Source organism: Acinetobacter sp. A47, assembly GCF_000805455.1.
Classification (GTDB): domain Bacteria; phylum Pseudomonadota; class Gammaproteobacteria; order Pseudomonadales; family Moraxellaceae; genus Acinetobacter.
In genome coordinates this window covers 558,869-576,423 of the sequence record NZ_JSUS01000071.1, presented here as the reverse complement: position 1 = coordinate 576,423, position 17,555 = coordinate 558,869, and the positions used below count along the sequence as shown (strand labels likewise).

Annotated in this window: 14 protein-coding genes; 10 read left to right on the top strand and 4 right to left on the bottom strand. The window is 41.8% G+C overall.

Features of this window, described 5'->3' with window-relative positions; translation table 11 throughout:
* Window positions 1-153 precede the first annotated feature (153 nt).
* Genes OC23_RS18125 through OC23_RS18115 form a run of 3 tightly spaced genes read right to left on the bottom strand, consistent with a single transcriptional unit; the run spans window position 154 to window position 2,612 of the window.
* Entirely contained in the window at window positions 154-1,461 is a 1,308-nt protein-coding gene (locus OC23_RS18125) for a DUF445 domain-containing protein (RefSeq protein WP_038346361.1), read from the bottom strand.
* 17 nt (window positions 1,462-1,478) lie between these two features.
* Entirely contained in the window at window positions 1,479-2,036 is a 558-nt protein-coding gene (locus tag OC23_RS18120; RefSeq protein ID WP_038346360.1) for a CC0125/CC1285 family lipoprotein, read from the bottom strand.
* Window positions 2,037-2,072: 36 nt separating this feature from the next.
* Window positions 2,073-2,612, bottom strand: a complete 540-nt coding sequence (locus tag OC23_RS18115; RefSeq protein ID WP_038346359.1) for a DUF924 family protein — start codon at window positions 2,610-2,612, stop codon at window positions 2,073-2,075.
* Window positions 2,613-2,881: 269 nt separating this feature from the next.
* Here OC23_RS18115 and gshA point away from each other — a divergent pair, with 269 nt between their 5' ends.
* The 8 genes from gshA (at window position 2,882) to OC23_RS18075 (ending at window position 13,194) form a co-directional block, all read left to right on the top strand.
* Window positions 2,882-4,459: a glutamate--cysteine ligase gene (gene gshA, locus OC23_RS18110; RefSeq protein ID WP_038346358.1), complete on the top strand. Its 1,578-nt coding sequence runs from the start codon at window positions 2,882-2,884 to the stop codon at window positions 4,457-4,459.
* 69 nt (window positions 4,460-4,528) lie between these two features.
* Window positions 4,529-5,035 carry a disulfide bond formation protein B gene (locus OC23_RS18105; protein WP_038346357.1) on the top strand — a complete coding sequence of 169 codons (507 nt, stop codon included), beginning with the start codon at window positions 4,529-4,531 and terminating at the stop codon, window positions 5,033-5,035.
* 176 nt (window positions 5,036-5,211) lie between these two features.
* Window positions 5,212-8,535 carry a type VI secretion system Vgr family protein gene (locus OC23_RS18100; RefSeq protein ID WP_038346356.1) on the top strand — a complete coding sequence of 1,108 codons (3,324 nt, stop codon included), beginning with the start codon at window positions 5,212-5,214 and terminating at the stop codon, window positions 8,533-8,535.
* Window positions 8,532-10,667, top strand: a complete 2,136-nt coding sequence (locus OC23_RS18095; RefSeq protein ID WP_227505577.1) for a LysM peptidoglycan-binding domain-containing protein — start codon at window positions 8,532-8,534, stop codon at window positions 10,665-10,667. The genes OC23_RS18100 and OC23_RS18095 overlap by 4 nt, the downstream gene beginning before the upstream one ends.
* Window positions 10,668-10,683: 16 nt before the next feature.
* Window positions 10,684-11,037, top strand: a complete 354-nt coding sequence (locus OC23_RS18090; RefSeq protein WP_038346355.1) for a hypothetical protein — start codon at window positions 10,684-10,686, stop codon at window positions 11,035-11,037.
* A gap of 108 nt (window positions 11,038-11,145) precedes the next feature.
* Window positions 11,146-11,640, top strand: coding sequence for a hypothetical protein (locus tag OC23_RS18085; protein ID WP_038346465.1), 495 nt, complete (start codon window positions 11,146-11,148; stop codon window positions 11,638-11,640).
* Between the two features lie 98 nt (window positions 11,641-11,738).
* Window positions 11,739-12,614 carry a hypothetical protein gene (locus OC23_RS18080; protein ID WP_052209193.1) on the top strand — a complete coding sequence of 292 codons (876 nt, stop codon included), beginning with the start codon at window positions 11,739-11,741 and terminating at the stop codon, window positions 12,612-12,614.
* Window positions 12,615-12,714: 100 nt separating this feature from the next.
* On the top strand, window positions 12,715-13,194 hold the full coding sequence (locus OC23_RS18075; RefSeq protein WP_038346354.1) for a hypothetical protein: 480 nt from the start codon (window positions 12,715-12,717) through the stop codon (window positions 13,192-13,194).
* 156 nt (window positions 13,195-13,350) lie between these two features.
* Here the strand turns inward: OC23_RS18075 and OC23_RS18070 are convergent, their stop codons facing one another.
* Complete coding sequence (locus OC23_RS18070; protein ID WP_038346353.1) at window positions 13,351-14,697, bottom strand: hypothetical protein; 1,347 nt, start codon at window positions 14,695-14,697, stop codon at window positions 13,351-13,353.
* 261 nt (window positions 14,698-14,958) lie between these two features.
* Here OC23_RS18070 and OC23_RS18065 point away from each other — a divergent pair, with 261 nt between their 5' ends.
* Window positions 14,959-15,549, top strand: coding sequence for a YqiA/YcfP family alpha/beta fold hydrolase (locus tag OC23_RS18065; protein ID WP_038346352.1), 591 nt, complete (start codon window positions 14,959-14,961; stop codon window positions 15,547-15,549).
* A gap of 14 nt (window positions 15,550-15,563) precedes the next feature.
* Entirely contained in the window at window positions 15,564-17,447 is a 1,884-nt protein-coding gene (parE, locus tag OC23_RS18060; RefSeq protein ID WP_038346351.1) for a DNA topoisomerase IV subunit B, read from the top strand.
* Window positions 17,448-17,555: the final 108 nt, after the last annotated feature.

Here is a 17,555-nt window from a genome sequence, read left to right as displayed (position 1 = left end):
AGTAACCAAAAGCATTGTCATTCGCAAAACCTGTTCACTTCTTGCATTGTTTCGATTACCTCGCAGAAACAACATTGAATTGAAACCACGCAGGTTGCGAATAACCTGTCCCGCATATCTTATTTAGAACAGGGAACAGTTTTTTATTCGATATCACAAAACATTTTCCACAATAGCACGAATTACACCAAGCGCTAAACCAATAAAGGCACCGACAATTACGCCGTTAACGCGGATCATATGCAAGTCACCGCCCACCTCGCTTTCGATTTTGGCAATCATTTCCCGTGAATCCCATTCATGAATGCGCTCACTGATATAACGGATGATCTTGTCGCTATATTGCTCACTGAAATTGGTTGCCAAGCCCACCATTTTTTCATTCAACACATGGCGTACTTTTTCATTCTGGATCAGGCTTTCACCCAGTTGCTGAATCGCGGCCTGTAAATTGGTGGCGATGCCGGAATCGGGCTGCATTAAATCGGTCTTGATGGCATCACATAAAATTGCCACAGTACCGCTGATAAAGTTTAACACCTGTGGGCTATCCAGCAGCGCATCTTTGCCACGATTTAAACGCTGGCTGGCTTCACTGTCGGGATTGGCCAGTTGCAGCATCAGGTTGTGGGTGGCAGTCTCAATGTCCTGACGCCACGGGTGTTCGGGATTAGCCAGCATCGACTCGACTTTTTCAATCAGGGAGTCAATGGTCCGTTGCTGCACATCAATCCCGATCCAGCTGGCACCTTTGGCCAGCTTCCAGACTCCCAGTTCCTGAAACAGTTTACGTGACAGGTCCCGCGCTTCCTCCGGATGCGAGACCATCCATTCATGTGCCAGATCGAGGCCACGTTGCAACACATCCTGATGGAAATCATTTTCCAGTACCGCGCGCAACATTTCGCTGGCCAGCTTGTTGACTTTGGTGCTTCTGACCCATTGCACACTGTTATTCTGGACAAAGCGGGCAATCTGATCCTGACTGACAAATTCAAAAATTTTGGGTACGGTGTGCTGGATCATCTGTACCACTTGCTGGTTGTTGTTTGGACTGGCCAGCCATTGTCCGGCAGCCAGACTGATATCGGTATTTTGCAGACTCCGTTCCACAATCTGCGGGGACAGGAAATTTTCCTGCACAAAACGTCCCATCGACTCGGCAATGCGTGCTTTATTGCGTGGAATAATTTCAGTGTGGTCACGCAATAGTTTCGGTAAAGGCATTCTGCCAAAGGGATTGCGGAACAGGACCGTGACCGCATACCAGTCGGCCAAACCGCCTACCACGCCTGCTTCTGCCCCGAGCATGAAAATATGGATGAGCCATTTATATTCAGGAAGAAAATGCGCCGCGACCATGAAAGCAATCCATGACACGACGGCAATGATCAAGGCCAGGGTGGCGAAGTATTTACTTCTTTGCAGGCTGGGTACATGAATTTCTTCGACTGAACTCATTGAGTCATCCTTTTAATTTACTTTTTCTCTTGAGGTGGTGCAGGCGGCTGCAACACGTCTCCTGTGGGACCCAGACCGTATTTTGGCCCCAAGGATTGTAAAATCAGTTGGGCATCAAAGGCATCTGGTGCTTGCTGCTGAGTCTTGAAACACTCGATAGTATACGACACTTGCACTGGATCAATATTGACCACCTGCGGGGTATCGTAGAATGGATCAGGCCAAAACGCCGGATGACGACGGTAGTAGCCATAAGGGTAGTACGACGGTGTCGGATAAATCACGGCCTGACGTGGCGCTTTGTGCCGGGCATTACTTGGGTCATCCACCACACTAAAATAGCGGAAACCGTTTTTAACCGTGGTCTGCGCAGCCTTGAGCAAGGTAATTTCTTCTGCACTACCATAACTCAAATTGTTATCTGCCTGAAAACCGACACGGAAGGTTTTGTTATTTAACGGATAAGCGGTGAACTGGCCCAGCTGGTCAAAGGTTCTGGGTTTGGACGGAACCGTTGCACATCCTGCAAATGTCAATGCGACAAGGAGCGGGGTGCATATTAATAAAGCTTTCATATGCCATTCCTGTATAGAGGGTCGAGACTGGTCGACTTAGAAACTGCTATTGGGTTGGGTTAAAAACTCTGTTTCCTCTGGAGTAGAGTCTCGCCCTAAAATTTTATTGCGATGCGGATAGCGTCCAAAACGATCAATAATCACTTTATGCTTTTTCTCAAAGTTTAAATTAATTTCATTGCCGAGGCGTTGGAATAATTTGAGGGCAAATTCATGGATGCGTCTGGATTCGCTATGCATGAATGGCATATATAGAAATGAACGTTGTTCGGGACTGAGCTGGGCATCAAGTTGTAAGCTGATCGCTTCTTGTGAGAGGGCCAGGGCAAGGCTGTCATAGGCAAATGCCTGTGCCTGATCGCGGTACAGATTGCGGGAAAACTGGTCGAGTATAATAATTTCGGCCAGACGGCCTTCAGGCGTGTTGCGCCAAGACCATAGTTCCGCCTGAGCCGCCCGATGATGAATCTCCTGAAATGACTCGCGGATTTTTGCATCAAAATCCTCGCTTTTGGCAAACCAGAGTGAGCGGTGTGCCGGGTCAAACCAAAAATTAAGAATGTCTTGCGCTTGCATGGGCGAGTATCCTCGGGAAGATTTATTTTTCAATAAAATCACAATTTCGGCGTGTCTTATGTAACAAGATTGTGATAAAAATTGCCAGACTAAACAGGGATTTCTGTTGCAAGCTTTTATGAAATGTTAACAGAGCCTAGATGACTAGATCATAATTGTCGTTATAATTGCCTGAGTCGAAGGGATTGGCATTGTCATGATGTCTATATAATCGACGTAGTCGCTACCTTTGATGTGGTCGGCTGTTCTTGAATAAGCGAGCCTATAATATGAATCAACCCAGCACACTTACTTCCTCTGTGATACCAACTTGGGTAGATGCATCGCTATTAAAAGGGATGTTACGAGGGATTGAGCGTGAAAGTTTGCGTATGCAAAGCAATGGATTTTTATCACAAAAAAATCATCCGGCAGCTTTGGGTTCGGCACTGACACACCCGCATATCACCACCGACTATTCAGAAGCGTTGATGGAGTTTATCACTACGCCTCAAAGCAGTATTGCAGCGGCTTTAAATGAATTAAGCGATATTCATAGTGTGGTGCATCAGCAACTTGAAGACGGGGAACGGCTCTGGCCATTGTCCATGCCGTGCATGCTGGATGATAACGAAGAAAATATTAAACTTGCTCAATACGGATCTTCCAATATCGGTCGGTTTAAAACACTTTATCGCCGTGGGCTTGGAGTGCGTTATGGTCGCCGTATGCAGACCATTTCAGGGGTCCACTATAATTTATCTTTCCCTGATCCGCTTTTTGCGGTTTTACAGCAGCATGAACATAATCCGCAACTCAAACAGCTGAGCCTGCAAGACTACCGTAGCCACCGTTACTTTGGCCTGATCCGGAATTTTATCCGTTTGATTCCTCTGGTCATGTATATGCTAGGGGCCAGTCCGTCGGTATGCCGCTGTTTCCTAACCGGACGCCAGCATCATTTACAACCGCTGGTCAAAGGAACCTTATACCTGCCTGAAGCAACCGCGCTACGGATGGGACGACTGGGCTACCAGAACTCGGCACAAAAAGAACTGGGTATTCATTATAACGACCTGCATGATTATCTGGATGGCTTACAAAAAGCGGTACATACGCCTTATCCGGAATTTACCCGGCTTGGCTTGAATGATGAACAGGGGCAACCGATCCAGATCAATGATCATGTCCTGCAAATTGAAAATGAATACTATAGTCTGGTTCGCCCTAAACAGGTGCCTCAAGCAGGTGAAACACCTTCACAGGCCTTGAAAAATCGCGGGGTGGGGTATGTAGAGCTGCGTGCGGTCGATGTTAACCCTTATAGTGCAATTGGGATTGACGAGGTTTCGGCAGGTTTTCTAGAAAGTTTGGCCCTGTATTGCCTGTTAAAGGACAGCCCGGAATTATTTGCTGAAGAACAGGAGCAGATTGACCGGAACCAGACCGAAGTGGTAAATCGCGGCCGCGCAGCAGATGCCAGAATCGAAGCAGGCAATGAGACACTACCATTTAAAGTATGGGCACAAGCGCATTTAAATGCGATCCGGGGTTGTGCAACTTTATTGGACCAGATGGAAGGCACACAACTATATCAAGCTGCCTTACAGGTGATGCAGCAGCGTTTGGATCACATTGAAGAGACACTGTCTGCCCAGGTAATTGCCGATACCTTACAACATGGCGGAACCTGGAACTTTGGCAGCGTTATGGCACAGCAGCATGTTGATCATTATGACCAGCATCCGCTCAGCGAGGAACGCAAGCAATATTTTACACGCTTGGCACAAATATCGTTGCAAAAACAGGCGCAACTTGAACAAGATAACGACATGAGTTTTGAACAATATCTTGCACAATACCGCTAGCCTGTTGCTATTACATCTTACGTGCTATCGCTTGCATCGCGGTAGTGGGCATTTTTTAGAGGATTTCCCATGCGATGGAATTACCGCTTAGTCAGTGCATTACTGGTACTGGCCAGCATTATTGGTATCTCATTTGCGTTGTATTTAGAACATGTGCAAGGACTGAATCCTTGTCCACTCTGCATTTTCCAACGTATTGGCCTGATCGGGATGGGGCTGGTAGCCTTGGTTGCGTTTATCCATAATCCGGTTTCAAGCGTATTCAAGCGCTTTTATGCCTTGCTTGCCACCTTGTCGATTGGCTGGTCAGTCGGTGTTGCCGCACGTCATATCTGGTTGCAGCATTTACCACCGGATAAGGTACCAAGCTGCGGGCCCGGTTTGGACTATCTGGTCGATGTCTTGCCAATGAAAGCAGTATTACAAGAAGTACTGTCCGGTTCAGGAGAGTGTGCGGTGGTGGACTGGACTTTTCTGGGACAATCCTTACCGGTATGGTCTTTACTGTATTTCAGCCTGATTTTGCTGATCTGCCTATGGCAATTGTTTAGACGCTACACCCCTACCTCAAAATAACAACAACTTTCTCAATACCTTGCTCAAACCTGAAATATGGAAACATATTTTGGGTTTTATTTTCTCGATCATTCAATAATTTGTGCCATTTTTTTATCCAAAAGATATTTTTATAGACAGATAGGTCTGTTTTTTGTAAAGTTCAGCCGATTTCCCGTACGATCTGATTATAAAAAATGCTTTTTAATATATTTAACGTATTAGAAAAAATGGGGCTAAATGCACAGCAACGTGCCATTCACGTACAATTTTCTAATAATTTACTGAATCATCAAGTTTTTTTACAACGTATACAAGGACAGCACCAGCTCAATGAAGGGCTGGAAGCCGAATTGATTTGTCTGTCGACCAATACCCGGATTGCTTTAAAACAATTTATCGGCGTTCAGGTGGCGGTGGATCAGGTTACCGATGCAGGACAACTGTTCCGTACCACAGGAATCGTGACAGAAGCGAGTTACGGGCAGAGTGATGGGGCTTTAACCCTGTACAAGCTGAGCTTAAAAGATGCGACCAGTTTATGGCATAAGCGTCGTAACAGCCGTGTTTTTATGAATAAAACCGTGGTCGAGATTACTGAAGTTCTATTCAAGCAATGGCAGCAAAACAGCCCGCTTTTTGCGGCAAGTCTGAGCCTTGATCTGGATGGGCTAAGCCAGAATTATGATATTCGGCCATTTGTGATGCAGCACAATGAATCAGACTATACCTTTCTTACCCGCTTATGGCGCAGTGAAGGCATAAGCTGGCTGATTGATGAAGCCGAGCTGTTTGTGCCGCATTCAAGTACGCTAGTACAGGCGCAAAAGCTTAGATTAATGGACGACAATAGCGAGTATCAGGCTTTGCCTCGACGAAGTATTCGTTATCACCGGAGCAGTGCCACAGAGTTTCAGGACAGCATTACCGGCTTTGTAGCGGTAAGAAGCTTGCAACCGACAGCTGTGCATTTGCAACGCTGGCAACCTGATGCCTTGGCTCAAGAAGAAGGTGCAGGTTCAGTTGTCACCACCCATCGTCATTCTGAAAATTTTGATTCGGCCAGCTTAAGTCTGGAGCAGGCGTGGCATATCAGCCCCGCCTGGATGCAGGACTTAAAGGGCGAAGACCAGGCCACTGCTTCAGGTAGCCAGCAGTTAGAAAAACTGAATCAGCAATTCAATGACATGTACGCCAGTCAGGCCAAGTACTTTAAGGCTTATAGTAGCGTGCGCGATAGCCAGGTCGGCTATTGGTTCAAGTTTAGGGAACATCCTGAGATTGATCTGCATCAAGGGGCCGATCAGGAGTTCCTGATTATTGCCAAGCATTTTTATAACCAGAATAATTTACCCAAAGATTTGCAGCAACAGGTTAGTCAGCTGTTAAGCCAGAGCCATTGGCAACAGCCGGAGCATGAGTCAGAACGTCAGGGCAATGAACTGACCTTGATTCGCCGTCAGGTCAAAATCATTCCTGAATATGATCCAGAACAGCATCGTCCGATTGCCTATCCGCAACGTGCCAAAGTGGTCGGGCCTGAAGGTGAAAGCATTTATGTGGATGAGTGGGGGAGGATCAAGGTTCGCTTTCTGTTTACCCGCAGTGATGACCATGGCCATGATGGAGGTGCTGGCAGCAATGACAATGACACCGACTCCGCATGGGTAGATGTGCTCACGCCTTGGGCGGGGGAAGGCTATGGAGCACGCTTCTTGCCGCGTATTGGAGAGGTGGTGGTTATCGACTTTTTTGATGGCAACATTGATCGTCCTTTTGTGACTGGACGTATCCATGAAGCACAACGCTCCCCGACCAAGTTTGACGTTAAGGGACAACTGCCTGACACCAAAAAGCTCAGTGGGATCCGCAGTCAGGAAGTCAATGGCAGTGGTTTTAACCAGTTGCGCTTTGATGATACCACCGGGCAAATCAGCACCCAGCTACAAAGTAGCCATGCAGCATCACAGCTGAATCTGGGTAATTTAAGCCATCCCAAAACCCAAGAGACCAGTGAAGGGCGTGGAGAAGGCTTTGAACTCAGAACGGATGCCTGGGGTGCGGTGCGGGCAGGTAAAGGCATGCTGATTAGTACCTATGCCCAGGAACAGGCAATTGCTGATCATCTGGAAGCTGCTCAGGCACAATCTTTGCTGTCACAGGGTTATGACAGCATGAAAATGCTCAGCGAAATGGCTGCAAAGCAGCAAACTGATGCGCTGAACGTGATTAACCGTTTACCGAAGTTTATCCAGTCTCTAGAACTCAAAACCAGTGGAGAGGCACTTGATCGGACTTTAAACCTGTTTAAACAGGGCATGAGTCATGACCCGATTCATGCCTTAAAGGACTGCGGTGGTTTTATTGAAGATATTGGTGCTCTCGGCGGTGATGCCAGAGGTGTGGTAGAGGAGTTTAATGCTTTCTTTAGTGATGCCAAAGATGCGGTTGAAAATCTAAAACAGTTTATCGAAAACGTCGAAGAGCATGGTGCTGATCTTGTGAAAGGCAAGCTGGCCAGTATTAAAGACCGGATTGAGCAGAACCCGTTCGAGAGTATTAAAGAAGTGGGAAAAGTCTTGGCCAATGTCGATATTAAAGATTTTGAGCTGATGAGTACCTGTGGGACTTTTAGTAAAGGCAGCAAGTTAGATATTACCCCCTCTAAAGCATTGAGCTCGTTACAGGGGTTTATGGAGGGGTATACCCAGGGTCTGGAAAGCAGTTCCGATGCCAGGCAGCAAGAACAAGGCAAGATTTTCAGACAGGCGCTGATGTTGTTGGCATCACCGAACGGGATTGCATTAACGACACCTGAAAATATTATTTTGCAGGCTTCTCAGGATATTGCCGAGAGTGCCAGTGGTTCAATTAACCTGAGTGCACAAAAGAATATTATCGGACATGCACAGGACAAGATCAGTCTGTTTGCCGCACAGAAAGGCTTTAGAGCCTATGCAGCAAAAGGGAAGCTGGAGTTGCAGGCGCAGGATGATGCGATTGAAGCGATTGCGAGGAAGGTGATTAAACTGATTTCTACTGAAGATAAGATTGAAATCACTAGTCCGAAAGAGATTGTCCTGACAGCAGGAGGTTCTCAGCTGAAGATTAATGCCAACGGTGTGTTTTCAACCACAGGTGGTAAGTTTGAGAGCAAGGCTGGGCAGCATCTATTTACCAGTGGCGCTAAAGTTTCATATGAGGTACCCGAATTACCTAATACGCCAACTTTTAGTAATCGTTTAGATATTTACGATTTATTCTGGGAGAGTGATTTTAGCAAGCTTAGTTATAAAGCTTTTGTCCCTGGAACAAACTCGTTTACTTCAGGATCAATAGATGAACATGGACGTACAGGGAAAATTACTACCCCAGATCCAACACAGGTTCAAGTTCTGGTTGGCTCTAATGATGAATGGGGATTAGTCATTGACAGTTTTGATGAGGATGATTTCTGGATCGAGCAAAATGTGAATGATTCAGAAACAGATAATAATGTAGAAAGTGGGGATTGGAAATGAATAAAAAATCATTGGTTACCATACAAATCTTAGACTTATTTGGTCGTCCAATCTCAAAAGCACAATATGAAGTAAAAAATCAGAGAACAGGGCAAGTTATTGCTGCTGGAGCAACAAATTCTTCAGGATGTATTGTTGAAATTAGCCGGGATAAAGGTACGGCTTTAGATGTTTATATTAAAAGTATGTTTAATGGCCTGATGGTCAAGGTACAAAGCTTTGTAATGTCTAGAGATCGCATGCTCGTAAAAATTACAAGCCCAAAAGTAATGTTAGATTTAAAAACATTAACAACTCAAGGTAATAGTGGCCAATATAAAAGAAAAACGCATGTTGTAAAAAAGGGTGAAACTTTATTTGAAATAGCTCAAAAAAATCACACAACAGTTCGAGCATTAGAGCGTTTGAATAAAATAGATGATCCGAATAAGATTAATATTGGCCAAGTTATTAAGTTACCAGTAAATATTCCTGCTGCAGGAAATAATGCCCATCAAGAAAAATCTAAACCAGCTACTCAGCCGAGAACACAACCTTCAGCTACTACTAAACCAAAACCATCACAGACTCCACCTGTAAAGCCTTCTAGTACACTACCTCAGAAAAAGCAGGAAGAAGGAATTTTTGGAGCAAATTTTGGTAGTAAAATCCTCGATCAAGTAAATGAACTTTATGAAGAAGGTAAAAAAACGCTGAACGAAGCTACAAAAACGGTTTCCAAGATACTGACAGTGGATGACCGTAGTCAGGATGGCGGGACACCTAAAGTAGATGCACCAAATTTATGTAAAACTAACCCACAATGTATTTCAAGTGGTAAGAGTGAGCTGATCCGAGAAGTAAATATTCGTTTGGCAGGCTTTGGTGGAGCTTTACCTACGGATGAGTTTACCGAACTAACTACAAAATGTATTAAGCAATTCCAAAGGGATTATATGGGGGTACCAGAGACGGGGAAAATTTGTGGTTCTGTTTTAGCTGCTTTAGATAAGTTTAGAGATGAATATGGAATAGCTCCCTTCTTTGATTCAATGAAATGTCCTTGTGGGGTTTGCTCGGGTTTTGGAAAAGGGCGAAATGATAATTTTGAATTTGAGAGTTATCAAAAAAGTTCAGGGCGATATATAAAGGTTACAAGACCTGCACATGAATACAAAGGTATGCATAAGAGTCTCATATGGGGGTTAAAAGCAATGCTATTTTATTTTAAAAAAATAGCTAATCCTAATGGTTATAAAATTACAGGAATATCATCAGGTTATCGTTGTATTGATAATAACTGGAAAAAAAGACGTGCAACAACTAATCATATGGGGTGTGCTTTAGATATCGTAGTTCAAAATAAAAATAATCAAGTAGTTAGTATGAATGAACTTGAGAATAAAGTAAGAACAGAATGGTTTTGTAAATATTTAAATACTAGTTTAGGCTGGTCTACAAATAAATTTGGTTTAGAGCGTTTATCTGATGGGGCAACCACATGGGTGCATTTAGATGTACGAGAATTTATAGATATTTATAAAGTTGATAATCTATTTTCTGAAACTAAAGATGGTTTAAATGGTCGTTATTTTTCTCAAATTATTAAGGAAAGCAATTTGCAGAATTTATTATCATGCAGTGGTATTATTCCTGTTTCAAATAAATTGGCCGAATTAGAACAAAAGAAAAATAAACTATTTGATGAAGATGATGCAAGAAAAGCTTTAAAAATTATTTACGATAAATATGGTAAAGAAATAGCAGAAATAGTAGAAAGAATGTATAGAGCAGAGACTAGACATTTTTCTTCAGAGCAATATAAATATGGCGGAACCCCCGGTATGGAAGTACATGGTTCTGCGCCTTATTATGGTTGGGATTCATCATTATTTATTGAGCCACCTACAGGAACATGGTCAGCATATGAAAATAAAGGTTTGAGTGGATCTGGAGGAAATGCTCAAGAAAAAAATAAGAAAAAAGTATTTGTTTGTGTCTCATCTGTTTTGGTTGGTATGACATATGTTTCTGAGTACATTAAAAAATACAATGGGAATTATGCTAGATGGTTTTCAAAAGAAAAGGACAAACAAGAGGTTTATAGAAATGAATTAAGTAAAATTAAAGTTAGGATTGTATCAACATTTTAATAGGGATAGTTTGCTGATGAAATTTATATGTTTTTTATTTGCTATTTTATTAACTAGCGGATGCAGTGCAAAAATAAATATTAATAGTTCAGATCAATACTCTCAATGTGATAATGATCTTAAGGATATCATTTATAAAAATTTTGATATGAAAAAAATTAATAAGAAAGATGTTACTTTCGATTTTTCAGAAAAGGATTACATACAAATATTTGTGAAAAGTAAAAATGGGGTAAACAATGGGGCGACATTTGGATGGATTAAAATTGATAAAAAAAATAATAAATTATATAATGTTACTTATGATGATGAAAATCAAATTCCAATGAATGTTTTAGATAAAAAAGATTATATTGATAGATGTCTTTAGTTTTTATAAAGATAATCGAAATCTTAAATAAGTGTTTTTATTTCGTTAAGAATTTGTGTTGTGTAAATATAAGTAGGTAATTTTATGAAAGTTTTTAATCCTGTAAAAATGTATTTAGCTATATTAATGCTAACTCCTATTATTGGTTGCTCAAGTAGTTCGTCAGTTGCCAAAGAATTTAATAAAACAGAGGAGAATGTTAAAGTAATTAAATATCCTATATCATCAAATTTTTATTCAGAATGTAGAGAAAATAAATCTGAAAAAGAATGTAGAAAAATAAGTAATATAAAAGATTATTCTTATCAGTCAACGAAAATTTTAGATGAACTTCCATTGGAAGGAAAAATTTTATCAGATGGTAGGATAAAAGATCTCAATGTAGACAATTTTAGATTTATATCTAAAGGTAATGATATAGTTTACTCTATAGCTGAAAAATATGTAGATACAGATGAAGAGGCTAAATCAGAATTTTATTTGATTAAGATTAATCCAAAAATAGAAATTGAAAAAATAGGTGATTATTACTCAATTGATAGCTCAGGAATAATTAGTTATAAAGATGAGCACGGAAAATTATTAAAGAAAAAATTGAAATAAAAAATAAATTAATATTGGATATACCCTAACTAAGTTGGGGTATATCTTTTAAAATAAAAAATTTATAGTAATTGACTTAAACTAATAGGAAGTTTGAAATGAAATTTTTAAAAAAAGTAATGATATTTTTTATTGGTTTAGTAGTATCAAGTTATGGATTCTCTAAAGAGAATAATAAAAATATTAAAGTTGAGCCTTGTGGTTTTGACTATGATGTAGATAATTATTACTGTAAAACGGATAAGATTAAAATTTTTGAAAAAAATATTGGAATGAAACCAGATTTTAATAAAGATTATTCTGTAATAAAAATTGATGATGGTAAATATTTTAGGTTAGCTGTTTTAAATCAAAAAAATTATAAAGTTTACCCTTTGAATTATCAAGTAAATAAGGCGAAAGCTGATTTTAATTACTCTGCTGAAAAAGATGAGTTGTGCATATCTGGGGATTTATATTCTTATAGAGATACCTATTTAAACTCAAAAGCATGCTTTAAAATTATTGATAACGCTTTTGTAAAGGTAAGTGTTATAGAAAATATAAGTCAAAAAAATAATGATAATAACTTAGTTTTTATAAAAACACCAATATCGTCTGATTTTTTCTCTAACTGTACTGAGAAAAATCCAGTGAAAAAGTGTGAACAACTTGAAAGATCTAATAATAGACCTTATACTTTATCTGAGTTACAAAAAATATCTCCTGATTTAGTGATTTTATTAAACGACTCAAAAGTAAAATCATTAAATGCAGATACATTTAGATTTCTTCCTAAAATTAAAGATAGTTTTTATTCTATTGCCGAAAAGTATATTGATACAGATGAAGAATCTAATTCTGAATTTTATCTAATAAAAATAAAACCTGAGCTGGTGGTGGAGAAAATAGGTAATTATTACTCAATTGATAGCTCAGGAATAATTGGTTATGAAGATGAAAATGGAAAATTATTAAAGAAAAATTTAAAATAAGAGTATTCTTATATTATATTTATGTTCTAATGATTTTGTTTTTTATAACATTATGAATATTGCTGTTGATAAATAGTTTTGAAGTCGTCGGTGTTTCCTAATGATAAATAAAATCTTTTTAAAATTATGCATGATTAGCCTAGTTGGTTTGTCATCTTTCTGTATTTCAGCTGCTAATACAAAAAATGAGGTAGAGTGTTTTTTGAATTCAAAAGATCTGATACAAAATTTATATGCGACTTTTCCTATTGATGGGAATAAAATTGTTGAAAGTTCTGACAAGAAAATAATATCTAAATTCTTTTCGAGTGGTCTGACTAACATGTTATTAAGCGATTATAGGTGTAGAGAAAAAACTGGTAGCGTATGTAATATAGATTTTAATATATTAAGTAATTCTCAAGATGATCTTGGAAGTTTTAAAATATTGCAAGCAACAAACAATATTGTGACTGTGAAATTTGATACACCAACGCATGGAGATTTTATTGATTTTTATATAGAAAATAAAGATATGTGTAAAGTAATTAAAGATATAGGCTATAATAATACTAACTTGTTAAATATTCTAAAAAAATAATATACGGCTCTATATAAAGAATCGGGTAAAGATCACAAGCTTAAGCCAAATAAACCAGGTGAGTTTATTAATTAAAGGGCCATTCATAATGCGATTAAGCTTGTTACAGTTTTTGGTCGTAAAAGCTCAGCTAGAACCTAACTGAGCTTCTATATTTCAGGTCTCAACAATGCCTTCTAAGTCATCAAAAGTGTAGTTGTTCGGTACATTGATCATATGGGTCTGTACCCCAGCTTCCACTTTTTCTCTCGCATCAGGATACAGCCAGCGCGTAATCTGCTCGGCTACGCTTGAGTGATACTGGATTTCAAAATGGTTCAGTCCATAAAAAACAGCCTTATGCGTATCGGGCAGTTTGAGTTGAAAACGGGGATTTGGATGCTCGCCCAAGGCACTTTTGACACTGACCAGATAATCGCCAATCACAGTCAGGGCTTTATTGCGCAGCTTTTCAAATTCCAGTGTGCCCGCGATCAGGAAAGTATTGATATGTGATGGGAGTGGTGCTGGCTTACGATTATCATCGGCAAAACCGATACGGGCATCATTATGTTCCCAGTCATCATCACGGACACTGCCATAACGCAGGTCGAGTATGCCGTTACTGCGTACATTGACCAGCTGGCCAATCAGGCTGATAAACGGGAAGGCGCCCAGTTTATCCTGTAAGACAAAACCGAAACGTTCCAGTACGGCACCATGATGAGGCGAACCGATACAGACCAGATTCTCAACCATATGCACCCATTGATACAGATTCTGCTTGCCATAGAACAGGGCGCTGCGTGAAACCAGCCCGCCCATACTGTGTCCAATCAGGTCAATACTGGTAATACGTGGATTACGCTGTACCAGATCTTCCAGCGTATTGGCAAAACTACGGCCATTGGCTGAAATCCGGCGCCCGGTATTGTAGTTCAGATACAACATGGTGTTGTTATCGCGCTGGGCAAGCAGGCGCTCGCCAATGCCGCCATAACGGTGGTTGGACCAGGTCAGATGGTTCATGCATAACCCATGTGTCAGGATCACCACACGACCTGTCAGTTCACCTTGTTGCAAAGAACCATAGTGATCATACAGCACCATCGGCAAGGCCATGGGATTATGCTGTTTTAGAAAGAAATCACCGAAGATGCCATTCAGTGCGCCAACCACAAAATGTAAAGTCGGGGTCAGCGGCTTGTCATGCAGAGCCGGGAATTTGGCAATAATACGGCGTAAATTGGGCGCCAGAAAATGACTGCCATATTTTTGTAAGGCGACATAGGAAAACTGGTAGAACTTCTGCAATTGTGGATGCTTTTGCAGATTCTTGGCCTTTTGGGCACTTAAACCGAGTGTTGTTCTCAATACCTCGGTTTGTACCAGTTGCACCAAATCATGTACTCCGCTCAGACTGGTGCTGACCAGTTGCGCCAAACCTTCCAGAACATCTGCCTGACTTGGGGGGGTACGGTCCCATTTGCAGTAGGTTTCATGCAGAGGTGTTAAACTTGGCATATTGATTTCCCCATCCTTGATCTATGTCCAAAGTTTGTCGTGATTCACATGAGACTGTTTAGATAAACTACAACAAACCTTTACATCTTATGTCTTTCATAGCTAATTTTTTTAGAATACTGATGAATGGAAGACAGTATGGTTATTTATGTCTGACAATGTTGAGCTTATCTGGGTTTAATATTGTTATTTGCATAACGTTTAATCAAAATAATGTGATTTATTTCACCCCAAGTCAAGGCGCTGCCTCATCTGGTATATATGCAAATTATTTATTTACATGGCTTCCGAAGCAGTCCCATGTCCAAAAAAGGTCAACAGTTGCGACACTACTGTGCCGCTCATCCACATGTCCGGGTTCATTTGCCAGATCTCAACCGGGCACCGGAACAGGTGATATTACAGCTGTCCCAGCTTATCGAAAATTTACCGGCTGATAAAGTCGTTTTGGTCGGGAGCAGCCTGGGCGGGTTTTATGCGACGTATCTTGTCGCTAAATATGGCTGTCCGGCTGTACTGATCAATCCTGCTATGCAACCATGGCAGCTGTTTCAGGATTTATTCGGGATTGAACAAATCCCGCTCAAAGTCACCGGGTCATGGGTACTTGATACCGATCAATTGCGGCAATTACAATCGATTGCTGACACGAAGTTAAAGCATGCTGATAAAATTCTCGTGCTTTTGCAACAAGGCGATGAAGTCTTGGATTATCGTCAGGCTCAACGCTATTATAGTGCAGTTCATCCATCATCATTGATTTTAACTGATGCTGGTGGTAATCATGCAATGGATGATTTTGAAGAAAAATTACCTTTAGTCCTCGAATTTTTATCGGCAGCCCTCCAATAAGGAAGTCAGACCAAGTGACACAATACACGGCCCAATCCCTTGAAGTTCTTTCTGGTTTAGATCCTGTTCGTCGTCGACCAGGCATGTATACCGATACCTCACGCCCAAACCATTTGGCGCAAGAGGTGATTGATAATGCAGTCGATGAAGCACTTGCGGGTCATGCCAACCAGATCTGTGTGACGGTCTACGAAGATGGTTCGCTGTCAGTAGAGGACAATGGCCGGGGGATGCCGGTCGATATCCATCCTGAATATGGTCAAAGCGGGATCGAAATCATTCTGACCAAGCTGCATGCTGGTGGCAAATTCAGTACCGATAACTATCAGTTCTCGGGTGGTTTGCATGGCGTGGGTATTTCGGTGGTCAATGCCCTGTCGACCCGTGTGGAAGTGGCGGTACAGCGTCAGGGTAACCTGTATCAAATGGCCTTTGAGCAGGGCGAGCCGGTCGCTCCTTTAGCTGTTGTGCAAGGCAAGGTGCCCAAGCGTGCCACAGGAACAACGGTTCGTTTCTGGCCTGAAGCCAAGTATTTTGACAGTCCCAAGTTTGCGCTGAAGGCACTGAAGCATAATTTGAAAGCCAAAGCGGTTTTAGCTGCGGGCTTGAAAATTATTTATGACGATAAGATCAATAAAGAAAAAATTGAATGGCAGTTTGAAAATGGTCTGGTCGACTATTTGATGGATGAACTGCAAGATCGTGAAATCCTGCCTGATCCGGCCTTTGTCAGTAGTGGACAGGCGGATCGGGCAGCCTGTGAATTTGCAATTTGCTGGAATGTGGAAGGCGGTGAACAGATTCAGGAAAGTTATGTCAACCTGATTCCTACGGCCCAGGGCGGAACACATGTCAATGGTCTGCGTTCAGGTGTCACCGAAGCGCTGCGTGAGTTCTGTGAATTACGCAATTTGTTGCCGCGTAATATGAAGCTGTCGGCGGAAGATGTCTGGGATGGGGTAAATTTCATTTTATCGCTGAAATTTCAGGAACCGCAATTTTCAGGTCAAACCAAAGAACGTTTATCTAGCCGTGAAGCTTCCAATATCGTGCTGAACATTGCCAAAGATGCATTTGCCTTATGGCTAAACCAGCATGCCGAAATTGCAACACAGCTGGCGGAAATGGCAATTGCCAAAGCGGGACGTCGTCTTAAAGCAGCCAAAAAAGTCGAACGTAAGAAAATCGTCGCAGGTCCGGCGCTGCCGGGTAAACTGGCCGACTGTGTAGGCCTGACCCGTGAAGACAGTGAACTGTTTATTGTGGAAGGGGACTCGGCTGGCGGTAGTGCCAAACAGGCACGTGACAAGAATTTTCAGGCGATTATGCCGATTCGCGGAAAAATCCTGAACACCTGGGAAGTGTCTTCCGATGAGGTTCTGGCGTCGCAAGAAGTGCATGATATTGCCATCGCGATCGGGGTTGATCCGGGCAGTGATGATTTGTCTGAATTGCGTTATGGCAAGATCTGTATCCTGGCCGATGCGGATTCGGATGGTCTGCATATTGCGACCTTGTTATGTGCATTGTTTGTGAAACATTTCCCTGCCTTGGTCGAGGAAGGTCACCTGTTTGTGGCGATGCCACCGCTGTATCGTATCGATATTGGTAAGGATGTGTATTATGCGCTGGATGATGACGAGCTTGACGCCATCCTGAAAAAAGTCAAAGGCAATAAGAACCCGCAAATCACCCGCTTTAAGGGACTGGGCGAGATGAATGCGATTCAGTTACGTGAAACCACCATGGACCCGGATACCCGTCGTCTGGTACAGCTGGATCTGGACGATGCCCATTTAACTGCAGGTTTGCTGGATAAGTTGCTGGCCAAAAAACGTTCGGCAGACCGTAAGCACTGGCTGGAACAAAAAGGCAACCTTGCTGATATTACCGTTTAAGCAGGTAGATGATTGAACATTCTAAAGCCAGACACCCGTCTGGCTTTTTCTTTAAGAGTGCTTTGTGAGTTGAACACATTCGCATCATTTTAGGTCGCTGCGTATTTT

What these genes read in the sequence shown, in the direction of transcription:
- OC23_RS18070 (WP_038346353.1), bottom strand. Translation starts at nt 14,697, where the DNA reads ATGCCAAGTTTAACACCTCTGCATGAAACCTACTGCAAATGGGACCGT.
- gshA (WP_038346358.1), top strand. Translation starts at nt 2,882, where the DNA reads ATGAATCAACCCAGCACACTTACTTCCTCTGTGATACCAACTTGGGTA.
- OC23_RS18090 (WP_038346355.1), top strand. Translation starts at nt 10,684, where the DNA reads ATGAAATTTATATGTTTTTTATTTGCTATTTTATTAACTAGCGGATGC.
- OC23_RS18120 (WP_038346360.1), bottom strand. Translation starts at nt 2,036, where the DNA reads ATGAAAGCTTTATTAATATGCACCCCGCTCCTTGTCGCATTGACATTT.
- OC23_RS18075 (WP_038346354.1), top strand. Translation starts at nt 12,715, where the DNA reads ATGATAAATAAAATCTTTTTAAAATTATGCATGATTAGCCTAGTTGGT.
- OC23_RS18125 (WP_038346361.1), bottom strand. Translation starts at nt 1,461, where the DNA reads ATGAGTTCAGTCGAAGAAATTCATGTACCCAGCCTGCAAAGAAGTAAA.
- OC23_RS18105 (WP_038346357.1), top strand. Translation starts at nt 4,529, where the DNA reads ATGCGATGGAATTACCGCTTAGTCAGTGCATTACTGGTACTGGCCAGC.
- OC23_RS18085 (WP_038346465.1), top strand. Translation starts at nt 11,146, where the DNA reads ATGTATTTAGCTATATTAATGCTAACTCCTATTATTGGTTGCTCAAGT.
- OC23_RS18095 (WP_227505577.1), top strand. Translation starts at nt 8,532, where the DNA reads ATGAATAAAAAATCATTGGTTACCATACAAATCTTAGACTTATTTGGT.
- OC23_RS18100 (WP_038346356.1), top strand. Translation starts at nt 5,212, where the DNA reads ATGCTTTTTAATATATTTAACGTATTAGAAAAAATGGGGCTAAATGCA.
- OC23_RS18115 (WP_038346359.1), bottom strand. Translation starts at nt 2,612, where the DNA reads ATGCAAGCGCAAGACATTCTTAATTTTTGGTTTGACCCGGCACACCGC.
- OC23_RS18080 (WP_052209193.1), top strand. Translation starts at nt 11,739, where the DNA reads ATGAAATTTTTAAAAAAAGTAATGATATTTTTTATTGGTTTAGTAGTA.
- OC23_RS18065 (WP_038346352.1), top strand. Translation starts at nt 14,959, where the DNA reads ATGCAAATTATTTATTTACATGGCTTCCGAAGCAGTCCCATGTCCAAA.